Below are 20914 nucleotides of genomic sequence, written 5' to 3'. Positions count from 1 at the left end.
GCTTTGTTATGATGCGGCAGATTATATGCTAAAGCCGTAGTCGAAAGGGGATTCTGTGAACCGACATTTGAGCATTTCTTATCTGGGGCTTCGCCGCCTAATTGGTGTTATCGCCATCGTGCACCCAGCGCTGCTGTACTTCGGTGGTTTGTTTATTTTTGGCCTGAGCCTGCAGCCGTCGATGAGCCACTACTATTACACTGGCATGAGGGATGTATTTGTCGGCATCGATGTGTGTACCGGTGTGTTTTTGCTCTGTTATCACGGTTACAGTTGGCAAGATAGACTGTTATCGCTGCTTGCCGGCGTCTCGGCGATTATTGTTGCCCTCTTTCCTACCTTGCCACTTGGCGAGGCGAGCGATTTACAGAAAACCATCGCCGCTGTGCACGCTGCAGCGGCAATAGTGTTTTTGATATGCCTGGCTGTTTTTTGTTTAGTTTTATTTGTGCGCAGTGATGCCGGGCAAGTGATAAGCCGGCAAAAGCGCTGGCGCAACCGCCTGTATCGCTTGTGCGGGGCTAACATTGTTTTGGTTTTAGTTGTGCTCGGGCTTTATGGCTGCTGGCCTACAATGCAGGATCGCCTCAGTCAGACGCCATTTATTTTTTATTTGGAATGCCTGGCATTTTTGAGTTTTGGTTTGGCGTGGCTGGTTAAAGGGCAGGCTTTGCTTGCCGATGTGAACCAGCAGCACGCCAGCTCGCGCTAACGCGGAGCTGGCTGAATGCAGCGCATCAGGTAGTTTAATTCTGCACTGTTTAAGCTCGGTTGCTTGAGAAATTCCGGGTAGTATGTAGGTGCGCTGACAACTTGGCGTTCAACCAGCTCATCAATCACATCCAGGTAGGCAAAACCGGTTTTACCGACGTAGAGGTTGCGAATATCGCGCTGACTGTGCAGCGCGAGGGCCTGACTGACACCATTTAAATACAGGTAATCCTTGGTGAAGCCGCCGCCGCGATGCACCCTCACAGCGAGCGTCCAGGCTTCGTCGTGTGCCATACGCTGCTCTTCAACCAGGTAGGCCCAGGTGTGACGAAAATCGCCGTGCTTGAGCATGGCTTTTACCGCTAAAACTCGAAGGCCCAGGCCCTGCAGGCGTTTTAAATTAATATTGCCGCTTTGGTATTCATTGAGTATGGCCAGGCCCTCTTGGCTTAAGGTATTGCCGGGAAGGCCGAGCGAAAATACTTTTAAGCGCTGTTGCAGTGCATTTAAGGTTGTTGCCATATGCACGCCGAGCTCGTGGTGTAGCAGGGCATTGGCTTCAAGCTCTGACACTTTTATATTTTTAGAAATAATTACCGCGCGGCGGCTGTTGCTGACCATGGCGGAGGCGACAAGCTTGTTGCTGATCTCTGTTTTGCATTGCATGTTCCACTCTAAGGCCTTCTGCTTAAAGCGATCTAGTAATATTTTGCAGTCAATATCTCTTTGTTGTTCGCTATCATCGAACTGGTTTGCGTGTAATAAAAAGCCTGCATTCTGTTCGTCTGCGAGACTGGGCTCGCCGTAGTATGCCAGCGACTCGTAGACAAAACCCGGTTTACCCGCGCGTACCAGCATGGCAATTTTCTGGCTCAGCGATTCAATTACATCGCGGTAGAGGTTTTGTATGGTTGGGTCGCGCAAGTCGTCGATGGGTAAACGATACAGCTGCTCGCGAAAACGATAGGGGTCAATATCTAATTGGCGATAGTGGAAGTCGGGCTGGTAGTTCGCATTTTTTTTGAAGAATTGTTTTTTTTCTGCGGCAATATTTATCGGGTTGATGTAGTGCAAAGTATCGAGCTTTTTGGCCAGCTGATACAACGCGCGATCAAACTTTATAATCGCAGGTTCGATGCCATCCGCTAGCATGTCGGTTTTGCGCGCTCGGCGCTTACTGGTAAAGCGCCTTGCAAACCAAGTGCTGAGCTCAACCAGAGCGTCCTTCATTTGCTGCTTCAGTGCCTGCATTACCAGCGGGTAGGGTTCACCGCTAAGCTCATCAATAAAGACTTTTTTTATCGCAAGAGGCAGAACCAGGGTGTTTTCATAGCGGCTGCTGACATGCAAACTAAGATAATTACTTGCTTGTACGTGCTGTTCTGCGACATTAACGGGCAAATTGGGCAGCTCAATACGACTTAGATATTGCAGACACAGATCAACCGCTTTGGGCCAGCGTTCGCTGTTAATATGTTCGCTTAACAGTTTAAAGCTCGCGTCATTTGCAGTGCCGCTATCGTTTGGGTACGCATTGATATCAAATATAACCAGTGCGCCAAAACGGCGCTCAAGTTCGCTAATCAGAATATCGAGTATGCGATAAAATGCTCGGTGTTTATCTACGCTGATGCCTCGCTCTTTTGGCGGTAGGCGTTTGTGCCAGAGCTTTTTGCCGTTTATTTCATTGTGGATGCAGTTGGAAAGCGGTCGGCTGAGGTCGTACTCTAGGTGAGAGTCCTGAGCGATCAGGGTAATAGGCATGGCTTGAATAAGCTGATCGCTGTACGGTGCTTCGCTTTTCAGGCGCAATTCTTCACTTGCCGCGCACAGGGGGTGAAGTTTGCCGCGCAGCTTGTGCCCGGAATTTAACGCTGTGCACAAGCTCGGTGCCCAACTTTCAATTTTTAAACTAAAGCCCGAATCGCTACTTTCACATTCAAAACACTGACCGGCGTGAATCAGCTCAATAATTTTTTGTTCAGAGAGTTTCTGCATCTTCGATGGCCTTGCGGAAGGCATTCTTTCGCTCAATTACGAGATCGCGCGCGGAAACGACGTTCTCAATAAAATCCATAATTTGTTTTTGTAACTTACAGCGATTTAATTTATTGATGCGGGTAATGCCGCCAGGGCTGAGGACATTTACCTCAATTAACTTGCCGTTGATTATGTCGAGCCCAGCAAGGTACAGTCCGTCGCGTACCAGTTGCGGGCCGAGTGCTTTACACAGGGCTTTTTCTTCTCGGCTCAGGCTGTGCTTTACCTCTTTGCCGCCAGCGCTGATGTTTGAACGTATATCCTTAGAGCTGGGGACGCGGCGCATTGCGCCTATGGGTTCGCCGTTTAACATCAAAACACGTACATCACCTTGGTCTGCACCTTCAATATAATCTTGCAGGATGACATAGTTGCCCTGATCACTACCGATATAAAATTCAAGCAAAGAGCGGAAGTTCTGTTGTGCGCTTTTTTCAATAACAATCACACCCTGGCCGCCAAAACCGTTCAGAGGTTTCATAATCATCTTCGGGCTGTCGCTTTCATCAAAAACTTGCTCAAGGTAGTCCTGGCTTTTACTCACGTGAGTGGCCGGTATAAAGCGAGCGGCCTCACCGCTGAATGACGCGGGGTAAAGTTTGTTGTTGGCGATGCGCAAGCCGTCAATGTCGTTCATGATAAAAACGTCATTGCGCACCGAATCGAGAAAGTTTAATGCTGTTGTGTCCAGCGGCGGGTTTGCACGCATAACAATCGCGTCAAAGCCGGCGAGCGGCAGCTTGCAGCGCTTAAAGCTCGCATTTTTATAGAAGTTTGGAACGCTGGCACTGACCTTGTCGCCTTTTTTTAACACATTGCAAAAGGCGTACGGCACGCTGTCGCGGATTGATAGATTGTTTGGTGTGGTTAGCGCGACGGTCATTGAGCGGCTGGCCGCTTCGTGAATCAGGCGCAAGGTGGAATCGTTTTCGGCATCGATACGATCCCACGGGTACATTAAAAAACAAATTTTCATCTTACAGTTCTTCTAGGTCCAGGGCGGTTTCGCCGTCGTTATCTGAATTGCTGGGCGCTTGTTGTTTGCCTTGGCTGCCAAAGGCAGATATAGACAGGCGGGTATCGGTCTTTTGGCAAAAGCGCAGCCAGGCCAGTTCGTGTTCGCTTTCAGCGCACAGTTCGCCTTTGCAGACGAGTACAAAGCGCTGTTCTTCATCATTTACCGGTTTGCGCTTACCGCTACTGAGCTCGGCGTAAGCTTGACCGCAGTTTTCGAGCAATGCGCTTTGTTTACTGTTGTAGTCGCCGCTGCGGGCCAGTCCGTAGGGGTAGTGGTCGTTTGCGTAGAACTTTCTGCTACTGTGAAATGAGGCTGGATTGGACATATCGATAAATATACTCAATCGTTGGGTGAACAATAGGCGCGATTATCTTGAAGCACTATTGGGGTGTAAAACAAAGAGTTTTTGTGGTTGACGATAGAAAATTTTGATTGAAAATGGGGGTATGAATACTGAGTTATTACGCACCTTTCTTGAGGTGGCTAAAACACGCCATTTTGGCCACGCTGCCGAGAATCTCTTTCTCACCCAAAGTGCGGTGAGCTCCCGCATTAAACTGTTGGAAGAGGCGCTCGGCGTGCCTCTGTTCACCCGCAAGCGCAACAATATTTTACTGACGCCAGCCGGTGAGCGCCTGTTGAGCCACGCCGAAAACATGCTTGCCACGTGGCAACTGGCGGTGCAGGAAGTCGGTGTGCCGAGCAAAAAGAATATGCAACTTGCGCTAGGTGGCACGTCAAACTTGTGGGATACCTTTTTACAGGCCCTGTTACCACAGCTGGCTCAGCGTTTTCCCAAGCTGTATATGCGCACGGAGATTAATAAACCCCAGCATCTGATTCGCTCCTTACTCGGGGGGCGCTTGGATGTTTTCACTGTGCTTGATGCGCCGAGCAGTCTCGATATTGAAGCGCGTAAGATAGGTGAGTTGCAGCTGATAATGGTGAGCAATAGCCGCGGTGTGCGTTTGCAAGATGTACCGGCATTGGGGCAGGTATTTGTCGACTGGGGCACGGCGTTTAATTTCCAGCAGGCCAGGCTTTTTCCAGAGCCGGTTGCGCCGGTGCTGCATACGGGGCAGAGCCATATCGCCCTGGAATTTATTTTGAATCATCGCGGCGCGGCGTTTTTACCCAAGACTATGGTTGAGCAGCACCTGCTCGATCGGCGCTTGTTTCAAGTTGAAGATGTGATACAGAGCAACCAGGCTGTGCACTTGGTTTATGCCAAGGGTGCAGATAAATCACCGGCTCTGGGGCCGGTGATTCATTTTATTGAAAACTTAAGCCTCGCGGCGACTAGGCGCTAATGAAAAGCAGCTGGCACCATCTTGATCAAGCACTTTCAAGATTGGCTTCAGCGAGTTGCTGCAGGGCTTTTTCTAAATAGTACTGAACCACATCCGGACACTCCTGCAAGAGCATGTCCACATCGCGAGCCGCTGGTGAGCGCTGGCGTTCAAGTGAACAGAAGTTATGTGCCGCGTTTTCGAGCAGTTCACTTAAATTTAAACCCTCGTCAAATTGTACATTTGCATATTTTTCACAGAAGCGGGTAAAGGCCAGCAGGGTTTCAATAATTGCGCTTTTGTAATAGTGCGGATGTAACTGCTGAATACTGTCATCGATCAGCTTGGCAAATATCTCTTCGCCGCTGGTCATTGAGCGGCGCACAACATCGCAGTCAATAACACATTCCTGGCTGCCGGCATCACCAAAGACCATGGTGCGTGTATGGCTCATGCTCTGCCATATCGCTTCGAGAAAGTCCCTGTCGAGGCTGACAATTAAACCGCGTTCAACTCGCCACTCAAACCAGTCGGTGTCGACTGCGCTCTGGGCTTCGCCGCTTTTTAATGCCGCCGTTGGGAATTCTTTTTTCAGGCCTTCTTTGTAAACGCTGCGCTGCTTGTCGAGTACGGTTTCAATATTCTGGAACAGCGCCCCGGGATTTAGCTCGCCGAGCGCCATCGCCGATTCCGCCGTCCAGTCGTCGGCCGGGTGTTCGCTAGAATAGCGCAGAAGGTGCTGCAGTTGTATCGAGCGCAGGCCGGCAAATAAACGCGGTTGCGTGCGCTGCAAAGAGCCAATGGCGGCCAGAGTTTCCTGCAGTAAACAGTGCTCGATTTCGCTATTGCTGACGTCTCTTAGGCAGCTGACAATTTCATCGTTGCTCATGCTTGGGTTTAAACCAAATTCACCGCTGTCGCTGCTGCCGATAATAATATTAAAGTGGCGTGCGGCGAGCACAGTCATATAGTCGGCGAGGTCGGCGTGCTCTTTGCCGCGCAATATAAAAGCCAGGCGCGCAATTAACCACAGATTTTTTCTCTGCGCCTGCTCGTAAATATAAGTGAGCCAGTACTGCTTGTCTTTGTGGCTGATTGGTTCGTTTTCAACAAAGTTAAGTAGTTTATCGTAGGCCTGGCGCTGGTCTTTGCAGCTGAGCACGGCGTAGACTTGTTTGGGGCCGGTGTTTATTTGCGGTACTTGCTCGCCGGCACTGCGTATTGGGTTTAGGCAGATGTTAGGCGCGTGCAGCTGGTTTTCACGCGATGCGCGATAGGCCAGGCTCGCCGAAGCATAGCCGACATTACTGTGTTGGGTTCGCAGCTGTAGGCCCTTGAGTGTGGCGTAGAGCATATGGGCATTTTTACTTTCGCACAGCTCTTCGGTCATCATCAAGGTAAAGACAGCGGCCTCAGAGTTCAGCCAGTGTTTGCGAATATGGGCAATTTCTTTTTCGAGCTTGTCACAGACGAGTTGCGCATCGCGCATGCGGTAGTCGTCTTCTTCACTTTGAATCCAGCTTAAGCACAGGCAGCGTTGATTGTTGATGTCGTAAGTTTGTGACGTGGCCAAACTCTGTAAGCGCCGGCGCGGGCGCCCGGTTAAATTGAGCGCCGCGTTGGCACCCACCTGGGCGTAAGCTTCAACCAAATGCGGTGCGCTGATCACTTTAATCGGTGCGATATCGTCGATGCTTTCGGCGATAATGCCGTTTTCGGCCAGCGTGTGTTTAACCTTGTCGCTCTCGGCGAGCACCACAAGCGCAACCTGGGAGTGATTAAACTGAGTGGTGTTGGAGCGCAGTTTGACACCATCGAGGTCGTCGAGCTCGATTAAACCCTCATCGATCATCAGTGCCGTGTAATAAATGCTTTGCGCCCATACCAGTGGCAGGTTGTCGTTGGGCACTCGCTCTTGCGAGCCCGGATCGTGTTTTTCTGCGGCGACATTTTCTTCCGGCAAATAATAAAGCTCGGGGATCAGTTGGCAGCCGTCCTTTTCGACCATAACGGTTTCGATTTTGTGGCGATAAAACTTTGCGGTGGCTTCGTTTTTGCGAAAGAGCGCATTGATATAGAGGTAACAGAAAAACAGCGGCCACTCACTTTCAACGTGCTCAAAGTTTGCAAGTTCTGAGTGTTCGTAATAAAGGCGGTTTGGGTCTTCAATACTGGTTTGATGGCCGTCCCACAAAAAGCGCTTGCAGCCGTATTTGCCGCCGAGTTTCTTTAGAATTTCATCGCGCGTTTTGGTGACCAGCTCGTTGTCGCCCACAGCAAAAGCTGGAAAACCAATAACACTGAGCAGGGCGGAGTCGACTTCTTTTGACATCGATTCGCGCGGCAAAAGCTGTGCGAGGCTGTTGCGGGCAAGAGAAATGGAGTCGGCAACGGTGTGCACAACAGCGCGTTCGCTTGCGCCTTTGCCAAACAGGTTCAAACCATCCAGCGCTTGCAGAGCGGCTTTGGCCATGCCGAGTGAGCTGGCGTTAATTTCAGTTTTGCCGTTGTTAATTTTATTGCCGCGCTCCCAGATGCCGTAATCGGGGCTGCGATAAGCAGAGCTTACGTAATAAATTAAGTTCTGTACAAAATCGACTTCATCATAGGTGCGCACGATACGAAGGCCGCTGACCGTCATCTGCGCCATCATCAACAGAAAAATAGATGTCGCGTCAATTTGCAAGTGGCCCCAGGCGTCGTCGGCGACAACGGTTAAACCGGTGGCGGTTTCGTACTTTGCGTGCAGGGCGTCGAGAGGATTGAGGCTGTGTTTAAACTGCTCGACTTTATCGGCCTGGCGCATCATAGATTGCAACAGGCCGTGCATTAATTTAATAGTGGCCTGTTCTAACTCATCCTGGCGCTCTTTATGTCCTGCTCGTTTCATCGCCATGCTCAGCGCCCAAGGGGCGAGGATAGAGTAGACGTTGTCTCTGACCCAGGCGTCGGTGTAATCACCGTGGGCGTTGACGGCGGTGCTCGCCGGTAACAATCCTGTGACCGGGTTTTGGCGTTTTAAGATGACGGTGTTTATCTCTGCGTACAGCTTATTGAGTCTATCCTGAGCGTTCATCATGCGTCTTCTATCTGTTGGGGCGGCGATAATGTGGCAGTGTAAGCTGCTCGTCAATGCTGAATTTGACGCCAGCGATCAGACTTTTATTATGTGTCCTCGGCAAGCGTTTATCGGCAAATTTATTGTCGAGCCATCGTAGTTTAGCTCAGACTGTGCTGCATTGATTTGACCGAGCTAATACAGCGCAAAGCGATACTCATCAGCGTTTGCTTTATTTGCGGCTAAATTTTAATGGCGTGTACATAAAAGGCCGCACGTTCTCACGATAACGCTTCTTTATTAAACACCTTAACGTATTGCAAGGAATAGGCCCATGAGTCGTTTAGCTCGGCTGAGCAATGTTATTTTTGTATTATTTCGCCACTATGGTCGACGCTTGCTGGCGGCGATGTTTACCCTGGCCGTGCTGATGATGCTTACCTTGGCTGGCGGCAAAATCTACCAGCATATAGACAGGCATCCCGACCGTGGTGCGATGGCGCTCTCAGATAGTGCGTTTGGCGATCACTACACAACGCCGATGTATCTCGACCAGGGCTGGGGCCGAGCCGATAGCCTGTGGTTTTACAACACCACCCAGGGCTCGAACCTGTTGCCCTACGCTATGTTTTTGGCGCTCGAAGATGCCGATAGCCAAGAGCCATTTGTGCGCACGGAGAATATTGACCGCTGGCGCTATTTGCCGCAGGTGGCGACTATCTTCAACCCCGATGCCCTGCCGGTTGGTTTTGTTAAAGATAGTTATCGCGGTAAAGACTATGTCGGCTTGACCTGTGCGGCCTGCCATACCGGGCAAATAAATTATCGCGGCCAGGCGCTGCGTATCGACGGTGGCCCGGCGCTGGCAAATATGGCGCTGTTTATGGAAGAGCTTGAGCGGGCATTGCGCGAAAACTTGCAATCGCCTGAAAAACAAAAGCGCTATCTTGATAAGGTTGTTAAAACCGGTGCGTACGAGAGCTCGCAGCAGGCGCTTGAACAGCTTGAGCTGTGGTACAAAATTCGTCGCCAATACAATATCGTCAATCACAGTTCGGTCGATTACGGTTATGGCCGACTCGATGCCTTTGGCCGTATCTACAATCGTGTACTGCAATACGTGATTGACAGCCAGCAGCTGCATAGTCATCTGCGCACCGCTCGGTACGCCAATGGCGAGCGTATGTTTAGCGCCGCTCAGGTCGACAAAATGATGGACGGTATCGACCAGTCGGTTGTCACCCGCGATCAGTTTATGCTGTTGATTGAGCGCCTGATGAGCGATGCCGAAGGCATGCCCAAACTCGGCTTAAAACACTTATTGCGCTTGCGCGATCAGGTATTTAATGAGCCCAACGCGCCGGTGAGTTATCCGTTTTTATGGGATACCGCTCACTCTGATTATGTGCAGTGGAATGGCATAGCCAAAAATGCTGGCGCCGGCCCGCTGGGCCGCAATGTTGGCGAAGTGACCGGGGTGTTTGCCAGCCTCGACTGGAGTGCCGAGCAGCCCTGGTATGCACCGTTAAATATTGCCGCGCGGGTCAGTGGTCAAGACAGCAAAAAAGAAATTATTAAGTTTCGCTCGTCTGTTGATTTAATTAATTTACAGCGCCTGGAAAATGCCCTTAAAAATTTGAAATCGCCCAGCTGGCCGGGGGCCGATACCGTTTTGGCTAACGGCCAGCCCGGGCCACTACCGGCCATAAATAAAAAACTTGCCGACAAGGGCCAGGCCTTATTTGCAGAATACTGCCAGAGTTGCCACCAGCTTATCGATAGAAATGATTGGGATAGAAAAGTTGTCGCGTCGATGTCGTCGCTGGCGTCGATAGGAACAGATCCTGCGATGGCAGAGAATTCGGTCAACTATGTTGGCAGCAGCGGCAACTTTAAACAAACATACCAAAAAACCGCCGTCGGTACGGTGATTATGCCCGAGCAGGCGCCGGTAGCGATGATATTGTCGGCTGCAACAGCCGGCCTTGTCGCTACGCCCGATAGCGATAAATGGTGGATACGCCGGCAACTCGACTGGCTGTATTTAATGGCGGCATCGTTTTTTGACAACGATATCGAGAGCAGTGTGCAAAGCGGCAACTATCAGCCCAGTACAACAGCCGAGCCATTTCGCAACTTACTGGCGTACAAAGCTCGCCCTTTAAATGGTATTTGGGCCACGGCTCCGTACTTGCACAATGGTTCCGTGCCGACACTTTACGATCTTTTGTTACCAGTAAAAAGAGAGGGCGACCCGGAAAACGGCGAATACCGACCCGACGAGTTTATGCTCGGCAGCCGCGAGTTTGACGCCGCCAAAGTGGGTTTTGTATACAGTGGTTATCAGGGGCAAAAATTTAGCACCGCCGGCAGGGGCAACCTTAACAGCGGCCACGAATATGCCGCCGGCCGCACGCCTCAGCTCAACGGCGAAGTTCTACCGGCGTTAAACCGCGAGCAGCGCTGGGCCCTGGTTGAATATATGAAAACCCTATAGCGATCTTGCTTTCACAAAAATGGGTTAAATACTGCTGCCGCGCTGTTCAAAGATAGTTAGCGCATCTTTGTAGGCGCGAAGCAGCAGTAAGCTTATTAGCAACCAGGCGACGGTTAGGGCAATATTAAAATACATTAACTTGCTCCACGGCAGTGCTAACCAGTGTATGCCCAGAGCCACCGTCAGCGCGGCAAGGCCATCGCCGAGGCGAACATAAAGCGTGTCGATGGCCGGCTTGCAGTGAAACTTAGTGCTCGAACTGATCGGCAACCACAAAACCTGGCGGGCTGTGTTGTTGATGGAGTAGTCGCAGGCATCGTCGGCTACTTTCATAATTTTGACCATCAGCAGCGCCGGTATAAACGCAATGACACTGTAGGAAATTAAACTGACTACAGGCATTAGCAATAAAACTGCCGCAAAACCGCCAAATTTCAGTAAGCGCGAAGCTACAAAAGCCTGCAGCACAGTTGCACAGATGTTGACCCAAAAATAAAAACTACCATAAAAACTTGTTGTGCCATCGCGAACAAAGTGCTGCGTATCGCTGCCACTAGCAACACCTAGGCTCTGAGCTTGCTGGCTTAAATAATCTTCGACAACACTGAAGAGCAGATTTTCACCATTGGTATTTACCCAGCTGGTTAACAGCGTGGCGATTGCGGCGAGCAAAAGTAACTTGTTGGCACTGATCAGCTTTACACCGGCGAGTAAACCCGCGTGTTTTTCTGGCTTTTTTTTGCTGGCGGTGGTGCGGTTCAGGTCTATGCAGCGCATAAGCGCGATGGATAAAAATAGTGGTATGGTTGCAACTAATAACAGCCACTCGGTAGGTACAATTTTGTGCTCGATTAATAACTCAACGCTTAGCGCACCGAGCGCGGCACCGGAAGTGGCGCCGAGCGCTATAAATGGCAGTAGCCGTTTACCGTCGTCATCGGCATACAAATCTGCGCAAAATGTCCAGAACTGGGCAACGACAAATACGCCAAAAATACCAACCCACAAATAATACGCGAGGCCGGAATAGGGCAGGTGCTCGATAAAAAAATTTGGCTGAATTAACCAGAATATCAGCATGTTGCTGATACAAAAAAGTGTGGTGCGAGTGAACAGCTCACTTTTAAGCCAGCGATCAGATAAGCGCGCGTAAAAACCTACAATAAATAGCAGAGCAATGCTCTGCAAAAAGCTCGAATAGGCCTTTACTTCAACACTGCTAAGGCCCTGCACCTCAGAAATTGCGATCCAACCCTCACGTATTGGTTTGACAAAATAGTAGGCCATTAAAATTAAAAACACGTTGGTAAACATCAGCCAGGCGGTTCGGCCTTCGCCAGGTTTTATCTCGGTAAATAAGCGGAGAAGTTTTTCTCCGGTGTTAAGCTGCGACATTGTTCGACTGCGGATATTCAAAAATTGTACGACATATTATTGGTTTTATTGGGGCTTTTATCTTCTTCCGGATCAAGCTGTGTATTCAGTACAGCCGGGCCCGGCTGGTGCTCTGCTGCATGGTTTGGCTGAGTGTTGGCGAGCGTTGCTGTAGCGCTCGTGTTTGAGCTAGTTTTAAGGCCGGGCTCGGTAGTGGGGCTGGTTTTGGAGCTGGGTTTTGCAGTAGGCTTGGGGCTAGGCGGCGCATGTCTCTTTTCTATCAAGCGGTGAATACGTGTTGCCAGTGTTTGATGGTCGACAGCTGAGTTCTTCTTAAGTACATTGGAGATCAGGGTAACAATGTAAAATAAATCGGTTGTGCCAGCTGGGCTCTCGACGATGGCAACCGAGTTCATATAGTTTTTGATATTGCCCATATATTTACCGCAGTGAAAACCCTCTTCTTTTTTACAGCTGTATAGCGAGCCCGATTTAAAATACACCGCAGAGCGGTACAGAGCCGGTGACGAGGCATAGCGAATACGGTGCTCGGTAACATACAGCAAGCGTTTGATTTGCAGGCTGCTCCAGCTATCAACCAATAAACCCTGCTCGAGTTTTAAGCTGTAGTGCATCAGCGCTTTTGCGGTGCCGTAGCTGTTGCCGCCACCCCAGAGTGCGCTGTTGCCGCCGGAAGTAAAAAAACTGCCCTGGCGCAGCTGCTCAATATCGAGGCCGTTGTCGGTCACCGGTTGCCAAAACGTTCGTTTGTAGAGTTCGGTCAGCTGTGATCTCGGTGTTTGTTTAAAAAATTCGTGAATTTTTTCATTGCTGAGGGGGTAGTCTTTGCCGAAATGGCGCAGCAACAGCGATTCGCGCATCATCATCGACGCGGCGGCGTTGGAGCTGACCGAAAGCATCCAGTCGAGGTATTCCCACAAATTGCCGGTATTGCCAATTTTCATCGGTTGGCGGTGCATGACCTGAGCTTCGACATCGTAGACTTTTATTGGGTGGATATCGCGCTGAGAAAAAGCATCGGCCGTTACAATCGTGTTTTTTAGTATTTGTTCTCGCTTGTCAATATCGTTGGGGTAGGCGTCGGCCAGCGCTTGAAAAAAACCAAGGGCGACAACCAACTTGCCGACACTGCCAACATTTTGTTTGTAGTCGGCATTGTACTCGGCGTAGCTCGGCTGCTCCGGGTCACTCAGATCAAGTACAGCTATGCCGTAGTCATCTTTTTTTTCACCGAGCAAAGCAATGATCGCTGCGGCGAGATCTTCATCGTTATCCGGCAGCGTTAAACCTTGCTGCTGATTTAAACGCAGTTGTACTTGCGAGGTATTCAGGCGCGCACCAATGGGTTCTTTGGGGCCTTTGACTTTGCCTTCGCTCATCAAGCGATAGCCCTCTACGCGGCGTATACCCGTATCTTCATAGCCATCTAGTGGGTAGGCTGCACACAGCGTGCTCAACAAGCAGGTCAGCGTGGTAAAGTTTGTTAGCGCGAATACAATGCTGTTTTTAATCATGGTTCACTGGCCTTTGCATATTTACGTGCTGTTGAGGATGGTTTTGCGCCTGTTGATCTAATTGGCGCAGATAGAGGTTGGCTTGTGCTTGCTGGTTTTGTAAAAACGGACGCAGTTGGAACAGGTGCAGCTCGCCATTTAAAAAGCCAAATTCGACATCAGCGGCTGCGCTATTACCTTTGGCATCGACGATGGGGGGAAAGTGCTGGGGAAGATTTTTGGCAAATTCAACCAGCTTGTTTATTTCGTCTTTTTTTAGTACCCACTGCGAACCGCTAACCGGTAATTTTTCCAGGCCGCCGCTGGCTTTGGGTTCGCGGCGCCACGGCGCACTTGCGGTGGCGAGTAATTTAACCTTGGCGCTGTCCATATTTATACGCAGGGACTCGGCCGACTGGCCGTCGACGGCGCCGCCGACGCCTTCATTGACCGCAACGGAAATAGTATTGCGATCGCCGTTGTCGACGTCTTCGGTCACCATGACGCCGGACTTGTCGTTGGCGACACTTTGCAGCAATAACACCGCCGGGTAGACGTGTTGTGGCTCTTGCATATGTGACTGGCGCCAGGCAAAAGCCCGTTCAGTAAATGGCGAGGCCCAAACTTGTTTAATAGCAGTTAACACATTTTCAAAGCCGACGACATTGGGCAGGGTTAAATTTAGGCCCGCGCCGGTAAAACCGGGTAGGTCCTCAACGTTGGTGTCCGAGCGCACAAATACGCCAAGCTCGGTGCTGGCAAAGGTAGTTTGCATGCCGCTTTTAAGTTGGCTGACAAAACTTCGGCTAAATTCGGCGTTGGCAATCAGGCTGTAGAGTTCGCTGCGAAAAGCCTCGCTTTGTTTGGCGCGCTCGGTGGAGTTTGCCGGCAGACTTTGTAGATGTTTATATTGATCGACCATCCAGTCAAAAACACTCTGTTGTTTGTTGCCGCGCTCACCTAAATACAGTGTTCCACTGTAGCTTTTATCGAGCACCGTCTCGCGAAATAAACCAAAGGGGATGGCCAGGCCTTTGGCAACTTTGTCGGGGTAGTGATGAGCGAGCTCGCCGAGTTTGGCCGCCTTGGGGCCGACAATTCGGCCGGAGTCTTCGGCTCTGAGTTCACGCAAGTTAATAAACTTGCGCACCGATAAATCGAGCTTGTTGAGATCGGGTCGTATCACCACTTGCTTATTATTTTGTTGTTTAAACAGTGTTTGCCAGCGCGGGCCGTCGGCAGCGAGTTCAACCAAGCCGGAAGGGCTGACCGCAAGCACCACTTTTTTACCGTCGTATTTGGCGAGTTTTTTAATTAAGCGAGTATCGACAGTGACATTGGGAATACCGAGGTTGCGCGCTAAAAGCTGCACATGCGATAAAGGGTTGCCTTCGCCCGCAGTTAATATGCCAGCCAGTGGCGGTAGGTCAGATACCGTCTCGGGCAAGACATAAATGCCATCGCTTTTGATGTCTTGTAATTGACTCATATCGGTCTTGATATGTAAGGTGCCGCGCGCGAGCCCTGGGTTTAGCGCGTGGAAGCCACTGTCAATGTCTTCGCCAAACACATGGTGTTTAATACCGGCGAGTTGGTTGGCGTCGCGCGAAAGAGCATCGAGATTTTGCGAGAAAAACAACAGCGCACTGCTGCGCAATTGGTTTTGAATAAAACCCATGGCCAGGGGCTCTATCTCGGCCAATTTATTCATGGATTCATAAAACTGAAAGCGCAAGCTCTGGCTGGCCCAGCCGGGCACCCTACCCAGGTATTTAAGTTGTTGGCGATAAAGGTTAAGTTCAATCTCACTGCTGTTGAGTTTCTGCATGGCCTCTTGCGCTGCCTGCAGGCTGCGCTCGTTAATAAGCCCAGTGCCGTAACTGGCCAACAGCGAAGCCTGCATATAGCTGAGTAATTGCTGGCGCTGTCCGCGTTTGATCTCGGCGCGCAGGCGGCTGGCAGCTTTGAGGTGTTCGTTTTCAATATTGAGGCTAAGATCCAGCAGTGCGAGGCGACTTTCGCTCGAACTTACCTTTTTTATCTGCTGGCGAATACTGGCCAATACATCTGCCGTGAGAGCGAGTTTTTGTGCATCATCGGCTTTGGCAAAATCTGTCGCTGCTGTTTGCAGTTTTTGTTTAAGTGCCGAAGGGCCTGTAAGCTTGGCACTTAGCTGCGACAGCTGCTTCGCGAGCTTGTCATTTTGATAAAGTTTATCGATGTCGTCGGCGAGCTTTAAATAAGCTTCGGGGCTTTTTTTGTTTTTTGCATATTGGCGAACCCGCTCGGCATCACCGGCATCGGGTGAGCCGTGAATTTTCACCCGCAGTGGCATAAAAGCTTTATCTTGTTGCGAGAGTGTTTGCGCCTGTTCCCTGACGCTTTCAGCAGAGGCGCTGTCGCGGCCGTGGGCAAGCAGGCGCGCGCCGCTGTACAAACCCGCGTAGCGCAAACCCAACCACTCGTCTTTGGCGCTTAACAATAACAGAAGTTTGCGCGCAGACCTGCGCTCGCCTTCTTCTTGCAAAGCGCCGCGATAAAACTGTGCTTTTCGCAAAATCCAGCCGTCGTCGGCACCGCGTAAAAAGCGTTCGATCAATAACTGGTTGTAGCGGTCGTTAAAGTTTGGCTCGGCGATCAGTGCCGGCAGGTCAACACCGGATAATATATTGGCGATGTAATAACCCTGCTGGCGCAAGGTTTTAGTTTGCTCGGTGTACTCACCGTGCTGAGCGCCACCGCCGTGTTCGCTGCAGCCGTAGGGTTTGGGGGGAAGTACAGTACCGTCGGCGCAGAACCAGCGGATGCGCAAGAACGGGCCGCGCTCGGCCTGCTTCATCGCCTGTATCCATTGGCGATATTGCTCAAGCTGGCTGTCCGCAAAAGCGGGGTTAATCAAAACAAAGTAGCTTAATAACAGTAGCAGTTGTTTTTTCATGCTTGTGAAGGCCTTTTTGCAAGCAGTGGGCTTAGTTTATGGTTTTATTTTCCTGGCTATAGTGTGTTGCAATAATTTGTTCGAGCGGCAGGGCCAGCTGTTCAAGCCAGCGGCCGCCGTCGCGACTCTGGGCGAGACCGACGGCGATGTAGCGGTAATTTTCGGCTTCGACAAGTACGCTGTCGGCGTGAAAGTGTTTCCAGGTGCCCGATTTACGATATAAATTCAGCCCCTGAACTTGGCTTAAACCTTTGACAAATTTGTGATTGATACCGGGCTTGACCAGGATTTCTTTCATCTTGGCGCTCAGTTCGGGCTCTACCAGGCGACCGCTTTCAAGCAGGTAATAAAAACGTGCTGTCTGCATGGCACTGGCGCCGTGCGATAAGTTATTTAAAGGGTCGCGCGCATAGGCGGGGCTTTTGTCGTAGGCTTTGCCCAGCCACAGGCCACCGCCATGTTGGCGATCGTAGAGGGCAAAATCTTGTTCCTGTAAAATGTCGATAAGTTGTTCGCGACCGACCTTATTTAATACCCGTGTTGCCGCGGCGTTACTCGAATGGCGAATCATGTCATTCATGTCGCGCCAGAGCTTATCGCTAAGTGTTAACTGTTTGCGCTCAATCTCGACAAACGCGGCAAGTAAAATAGTGAGCTTGGGCAGGCTGGCAGCGTAATACATTTGTTCGCCATTCACGCTTGCAACCCGGGGCTTGTCGATGTCGGTGATGTCGACAAAGCTCACCGCCAGTTTATCTTCGGCGACGGCGCTGCCCAGTTGGAGTTTGCTGATGACCTGTTCAAGCTGCGCTTGCAGCCGCTCATCTTTGGCTTGCCACAGGGATGCTTGCGCCAACAAGTTGCTGCTGGCTATAGACAAAAGCACAGTTAAATACAGGCTGAACGCTGTTTTCATTTCCTTGTACCGCCTTCCGTTTGCGGTGAAGCGAAAAGACACCCTCACCGTGGCGTAAATAGTTGCTATAAAGCAGCTGCCCAAAGGCCCGGCTGCCAAGCCCTGCTAAGTAACTCGTTAAGTACCTTGTGTTCTCGCCCTGTAAACAGCAGCCGGGCGAGAGATTAAGCGCCATATAGAGCGCTTGCCGAGCGTGTCTTACTGTAAATATCTTAAATTGCGCATACGTTACTGTATAGCTTTCTTTTATTTTGATTTGATTTTGTTGGGTTTTGTTTATTGGCTGAAGCCAGTTTGTGTCACTTTGATACAGGCTCCCCGTCGAAGCGTTGAGCCATAACGGACTCTTATTGTCGACTGGGCTGGCACCTGATTTGCTCTTAGCTATATGCAAGCGCAAAAAAACGCCGTGCAACAAAACTATCGCACCAGCTTTGCGCGCTTGCACTTTGGGCTGCACTTATCTGCAGCGCTCTACCTTTAAATTGGTTTGTAATTTTTGTTAAAGAGGCAGGTCTATGGACAAGCAATTAATGACAGATATCATCATTAGTAAAAAAGCGGAAAAAGGTTTGACCTGGGAGGCAATAGGCGCCGAACTGGGTATGAGCCCCGTTTGGCTCGCCTCGGCCTGCCTGGGTATGAACAGCGCACCGCCGGAAAAAGCCGCAGCCATTTGCAGCTTTTTTGGCCTTGAAGACGAAGTTAAAAGCGCGCTTGAAGCTTTTCCAACAAAAATTTGGGATCAAGCGGTACCGACCGACCCGCTTATCTATCGCCTTTATGAAGTGGTTGGTGTCTATGGCGATACCTTAAAAGAAGTTATTCAGGAAAAGTTTGGCGATGGCATTATGAGCGCCATTGATTTTTCAATGGAGGTCGACAAAATCGAAGACCCGAAAGGCGATCGGGTACTGCTGACGTTAAACGGTAAATTCCTGCCTTATAAGAGTTGGTAACGATGTCGGAAGCTCGCCCCCCTCTGCCGCCTTTTAGTTTTGCCGATGCTCTGGTAAAAGTTCGCAAAGCAGAAGATGCCTGGAACAACAAAAACCCCGCCGCTGTTGCGCTTGCTTACAGTGAAGATAGCCGCTGGCGCAACCGCAGTGAATTTATTCAAGGTCGCGCTGACATAGCCGATTTTTTAACTCGTAAATGGGCTAAAGAAAATGACTATCGTTTAATTAAGGAGCTGTGGGCACACGGTAAAAGCTGTATTGCAGTGCGCTTTGCTTACGAGTGGGTTGATAACAGTGGGCAGTGGTTTCGAAGTTACGGCAATGAAAACTGGCGCTTTGATAATCAAGGTTTAATGTGTGAACGCCACGCCAGCATTAACGATCTTGAAATTAGTGAAGAGCAGCGCTTATTTCGCTGGCCAAGTGGGCCGAGGCCAGAAAACCACCCGGGCTTGAGTGAGCTCGGACTTTAGCGTTTTTTGTTCGCAAATCCTAACGAGCTGACATTTATGCATGTCTATGCGCACAGCAAGCTGCTGTGCGCTCAGCATAAGAGTCAGCTTATTTGATTTTTATTTGCTGTCGCCTTTTTGTTTTTCGATCGTTTCTTTGGCTTGCCTAACCGCTGTAAAGGCTTCGTCGCGATTGGCAAATTCAAATATTTTATCTATCGGGCAGCGGCCGTTGCGGGTAGTAATATAGGTGCTGCCGCCACAGGCTTCGCTGAAGCGGCTGTCAAACAGCGCGCGCGGTGCGAGATCTATATTCTGGCAGGTGTAGAGGGTTGTGGCGATGTAGTATTTGGGGCGCGCATCAATATTAATTTGATTCTGGCCGTCCATGCCGTAGCCGCGAATATCGCTAGTGCGTATGCAGGCGCGGCCGTTCTGGCCGGTTTGCTCAGCAAGGGCCATGGCCAATTGCTGGCTGCTGGTTTTGCTGCTGCCACTACTGCTGCAGGCACCGAGATTGAAACTTAGGCCGAGTGCTAGCGCACTTGTTAGCGCCGCTTTTACTGCACGCTTTGTATTCATAAGGCTCTCCCTTTGCCGATATTCGCCCACTGTTGCGAGGTACTACAAAAAACGCTGACCCGGCGCTGCGCTGTTTTGCAGCGCCGACTATTACGCACAGCCACTAAATTAGAGGCTGGTGTTTTTCTCTACTTTGCGCTCGGTGTCCAGCCAGGAATTTAACTGAACAACATCGTCTTCAACCAACATGCCGGCGACTTGTTTCAGAGTCAAGCTACTGATCACATAGGTGTAAAGCGCCGCATAATAGTCGCGCTTAGCTTGGTAGAGACCGCGCTGGGCGTTGAGTACATCAACCAAGTCGCGGGTACCGACACTGTAACCGGCCTGAGTGGCTTCAAGTGCACTGGCGTTGGAAACAATAGCTTGTTTTCGCGCTTTTACTGTAGCGACAGTGGTGGTGACCGCAAGGTGTTGGGTGCGCGCAGCTTGCACAACGTCGCGCTTGGCTTTTAACCACAGCTCGCGCGCCTGGATGCTCTGTTGCGCAGCCTGGCGGCGCGAAGCGCTGACGCCGCCACCGTTGTAGATGGGGATGGTTAGGGTCACGCCGATCTGGGTGCTGTCGGTGTCGTAGTCATTTTTACCGGCGGGGTTGTCTTGGTAGGTAAAATCGCCATCGTTATTTCTGCTGCTGTAACTTCCGTCGAGGCTGAGCACCGGGTAGTGGCCGGCTTTTGCGGCCTTGGCTTGATGACGACTGGCTTCGGCATTGGCTTCGGCGGCGGCGAGATCGTAGTTGCCTTCAATAGAGCGCTTGACCCACTCTTCGCGCGCTTCAGGCTGGGGTTTGCTGACCACAAAATCGTCTTTGAGCGGGTTGATTTCGTAATAGGTTTCACCGGTTAATACTTCAAGGGCCTCAAACGCGATGCCGAGCTGGCCGATGGCAATTAATTTTTCTGCAACAGAGTTGTCGTACGAAGCCTGCGCTTCGTGCACATCGGTAATGGCACTTAAGCCAACTTCAAAGCGCTGTTGCGTCTGTTCGAGCTGATGCTTAAAGGCGTCTTCTTCGGCGACACTGGTCGATAAATTATCGGCCGCTTGCAGGGTGTCGAAGTAGGCTTGAGCCGTGCGGATAATCAGGCTTTGTTGATCGGAGCGAAATTGCGCTTCGGCAATATTAGCTGCGTCTTTGCCAGCTTGATAAGTATTCCACGCGGCCATATCAAATAGTGGCTGAGAGAGCGTCAGGCCGTAACCGCTGTCGGTTGCGTTGGTTTCATTGGGCAAGAGCAATTGTACGCTCTCGCCGTCTTGTTCGACGTCGTTATTGGCGTACGATGCATTGGCATTAAATTTCGGCAAAATACCGGCGCGGCCCAGGCCTTTGTTTTCCAGGCCCGCTTGATAGGCGGCGTTTGCAGCGGCAAATTCGTGGTCGTTTTGTACCGCTAATTGGTAAATACTGTATAGGTCTGTAGCAAAACTGCTGCTCGATGCGAAGCTCAAGCAAGCAGTGAGGCCGAGGCGGCGAAGGACAGTGATACTCATTGATCTTCCTAGTCAAATTAAAGGCGGGATCCTTAAGCGGCCTATCATAACGCGAGAGTTTTGCCTACG

16 protein-coding genes are annotated in these 20914 nt (G+C 50.7%); 5 read left to right on the top strand and 11 right to left on the bottom strand.

All coding sequences use genetic code 11. The annotated features are described in order from the left end of the window. Positions 1-55: 55 nt before the first annotated feature. Positions 56-712, top strand: a complete 657-nt coding sequence (locus CFK45_RS04120) for a DUF998 domain-containing protein (protein WP_143247479.1) — start codon at positions 56-58, stop codon at positions 710-712. On the opposite strand, the gene CFK45_RS04115 is transcribed toward CFK45_RS04120, so the two are convergent. From CFK45_RS04115 to CFK45_RS04105, 3 genes are read right to left on the bottom strand one after another with little or no spacing between them, the layout of a single operon-like run. Continuing rightward, positions 709-2709, bottom strand: a complete 2001-nt coding sequence (locus CFK45_RS04115; protein WP_158224597.1) for a flavohemoglobin expression-modulating QEGLA motif protein — start codon at positions 2707-2709, stop codon at positions 709-711. The genes CFK45_RS04120 and CFK45_RS04115 overlap by 4 nt on opposite strands. Next, complete coding sequence (gene gshB / locus CFK45_RS04110; protein WP_096085151.1) at positions 2693-3727, bottom strand: glutathione synthase; 1035 nt, start codon at positions 3725-3727, stop codon at positions 2693-2695. The genes CFK45_RS04115 and gshB overlap by 17 nt, the downstream gene beginning before the upstream one ends. Position 3728: 1 nt before the next feature. Further along, positions 3729-4094 carry a MaoP family protein gene (locus CFK45_RS04105; protein WP_143247478.1) on the bottom strand — a complete coding sequence of 122 codons (366 nt, stop codon included), beginning with the start codon at positions 4092-4094 and terminating at the stop codon, positions 3729-3731. A 121-nt stretch (positions 4095-4215) separates the two neighbouring features. Between CFK45_RS04105 and CFK45_RS04100 the strand changes: the two genes are divergently transcribed. Continuing rightward, complete coding sequence (locus CFK45_RS04100) at positions 4216-5079, top strand: LysR family transcriptional regulator (RefSeq protein ID WP_096085149.1); 864 nt, start codon at positions 4216-4218, stop codon at positions 5077-5079. Between the two features lie 25 nt (positions 5080-5104). Here CFK45_RS04100 and CFK45_RS04095 read toward each other — a convergent pair whose 3' ends face one another. Next, positions 5105-8137, bottom strand: coding sequence for a phosphorylase b kinase regulatory subunit alpha/beta (locus tag CFK45_RS04095; protein WP_096085148.1), 3033 nt, complete (start codon positions 8135-8137; stop codon positions 5105-5107). 313 nt (positions 8138-8450) lie between these two features. Between CFK45_RS04095 and CFK45_RS04090 the strand changes: the two genes are divergently transcribed. Beyond that, positions 8451-10613, top strand: coding sequence for a di-heme-cytochrome C peroxidase (locus CFK45_RS04090; protein WP_096085147.1), 2163 nt, complete (start codon positions 8451-8453; stop codon positions 10611-10613). 24 nt (positions 10614-10637) lie between these two features. On the opposite strand, the gene CFK45_RS04085 is transcribed toward CFK45_RS04090, so the two are convergent. From CFK45_RS04085 to CFK45_RS04065, 5 genes are read right to left on the bottom strand one after another with little or no spacing between them, the layout of a single operon-like run. Continuing rightward, positions 10638-12008 (bottom strand): NTP/NDP exchange transporter, encoded by a 1371-nt coding sequence (locus CFK45_RS04085; RefSeq protein ID WP_096085146.1) that lies wholly within the window; start codon positions 12006-12008, stop codon positions 10638-10640. 17 nt (positions 12009-12025) lie between these two features. Beyond that, complete coding sequence (locus CFK45_RS04080) at positions 12026-13522, bottom strand: serine hydrolase (protein WP_192870733.1); 1497 nt, start codon at positions 13520-13522, stop codon at positions 12026-12028. Beyond that, positions 13515-16439, bottom strand: coding sequence for a PEP/pyruvate-binding domain-containing protein (locus CFK45_RS04075; RefSeq protein ID WP_096085145.1), 2925 nt, complete (start codon positions 16437-16439; stop codon positions 13515-13517). Before CFK45_RS04075 ends, CFK45_RS04080 begins: the two co-directional genes overlap by 8 nt. Before the next feature lie 31 nt (positions 16440-16470). Further along, entirely contained in the window at positions 16471-17295 is an 825-nt protein-coding gene (locus CFK45_RS04070) for a serine hydrolase (protein ID WP_158224596.1), read from the bottom strand. Next, positions 17261-17803: a hypothetical protein gene (locus CFK45_RS04065; protein WP_143247477.1), complete on the bottom strand. Its 543-nt coding sequence runs from the start codon at positions 17801-17803 to the stop codon at positions 17261-17263. Before CFK45_RS04065 ends, CFK45_RS04070 begins: the two co-directional genes overlap by 35 nt. 70 nt (positions 17804-17873) lie before the next feature. Here CFK45_RS04065 and cynS point away from each other — a divergent pair, with 70 nt between their 5' ends. Beyond that, entirely contained in the window at positions 17874-18314 is a 441-nt protein-coding gene (gene cynS / locus CFK45_RS04060; protein ID WP_096085142.1) for a cyanase, read from the top strand. Between the two features lie 2 nt (positions 18315-18316). Next, entirely contained in the window at positions 18317-18787 is a 471-nt protein-coding gene (locus CFK45_RS04055) for a nuclear transport factor 2 family protein (RefSeq protein WP_096085141.1), read from the top strand. Between the two features lie 99 nt (positions 18788-18886). Here the strand turns inward: CFK45_RS04055 and CFK45_RS04050 are convergent, their stop codons facing one another. Both CFK45_RS04050 and CFK45_RS04045 read right to left on the bottom strand, forming a co-directional pair. Beyond that, entirely contained in the window at positions 18887-19348 is a 462-nt protein-coding gene (locus CFK45_RS04050) for a DUF6491 family protein (protein ID WP_096085140.1), read from the bottom strand. Between the two features lie 108 nt (positions 19349-19456). Then, positions 19457-20845 carry a TolC family outer membrane protein gene (locus tag CFK45_RS04045; RefSeq protein WP_096085139.1) on the bottom strand — a complete coding sequence of 463 codons (1389 nt, stop codon included), beginning with the start codon at positions 20843-20845 and terminating at the stop codon, positions 19457-19459. Positions 20846-20914: the final 69 nt, after the last annotated feature.

The organism is Agaribacterium haliotis, from assembly GCF_002312815.1.
Lineage (GTDB): Bacteria > Pseudomonadota > Gammaproteobacteria > Pseudomonadales > Cellvibrionaceae > Agaribacterium > Agaribacterium haliotis.
Note: the sequence above shows the minus strand (reverse complement) of the source record. Positions and strands in the feature narration are given on the sequence as shown.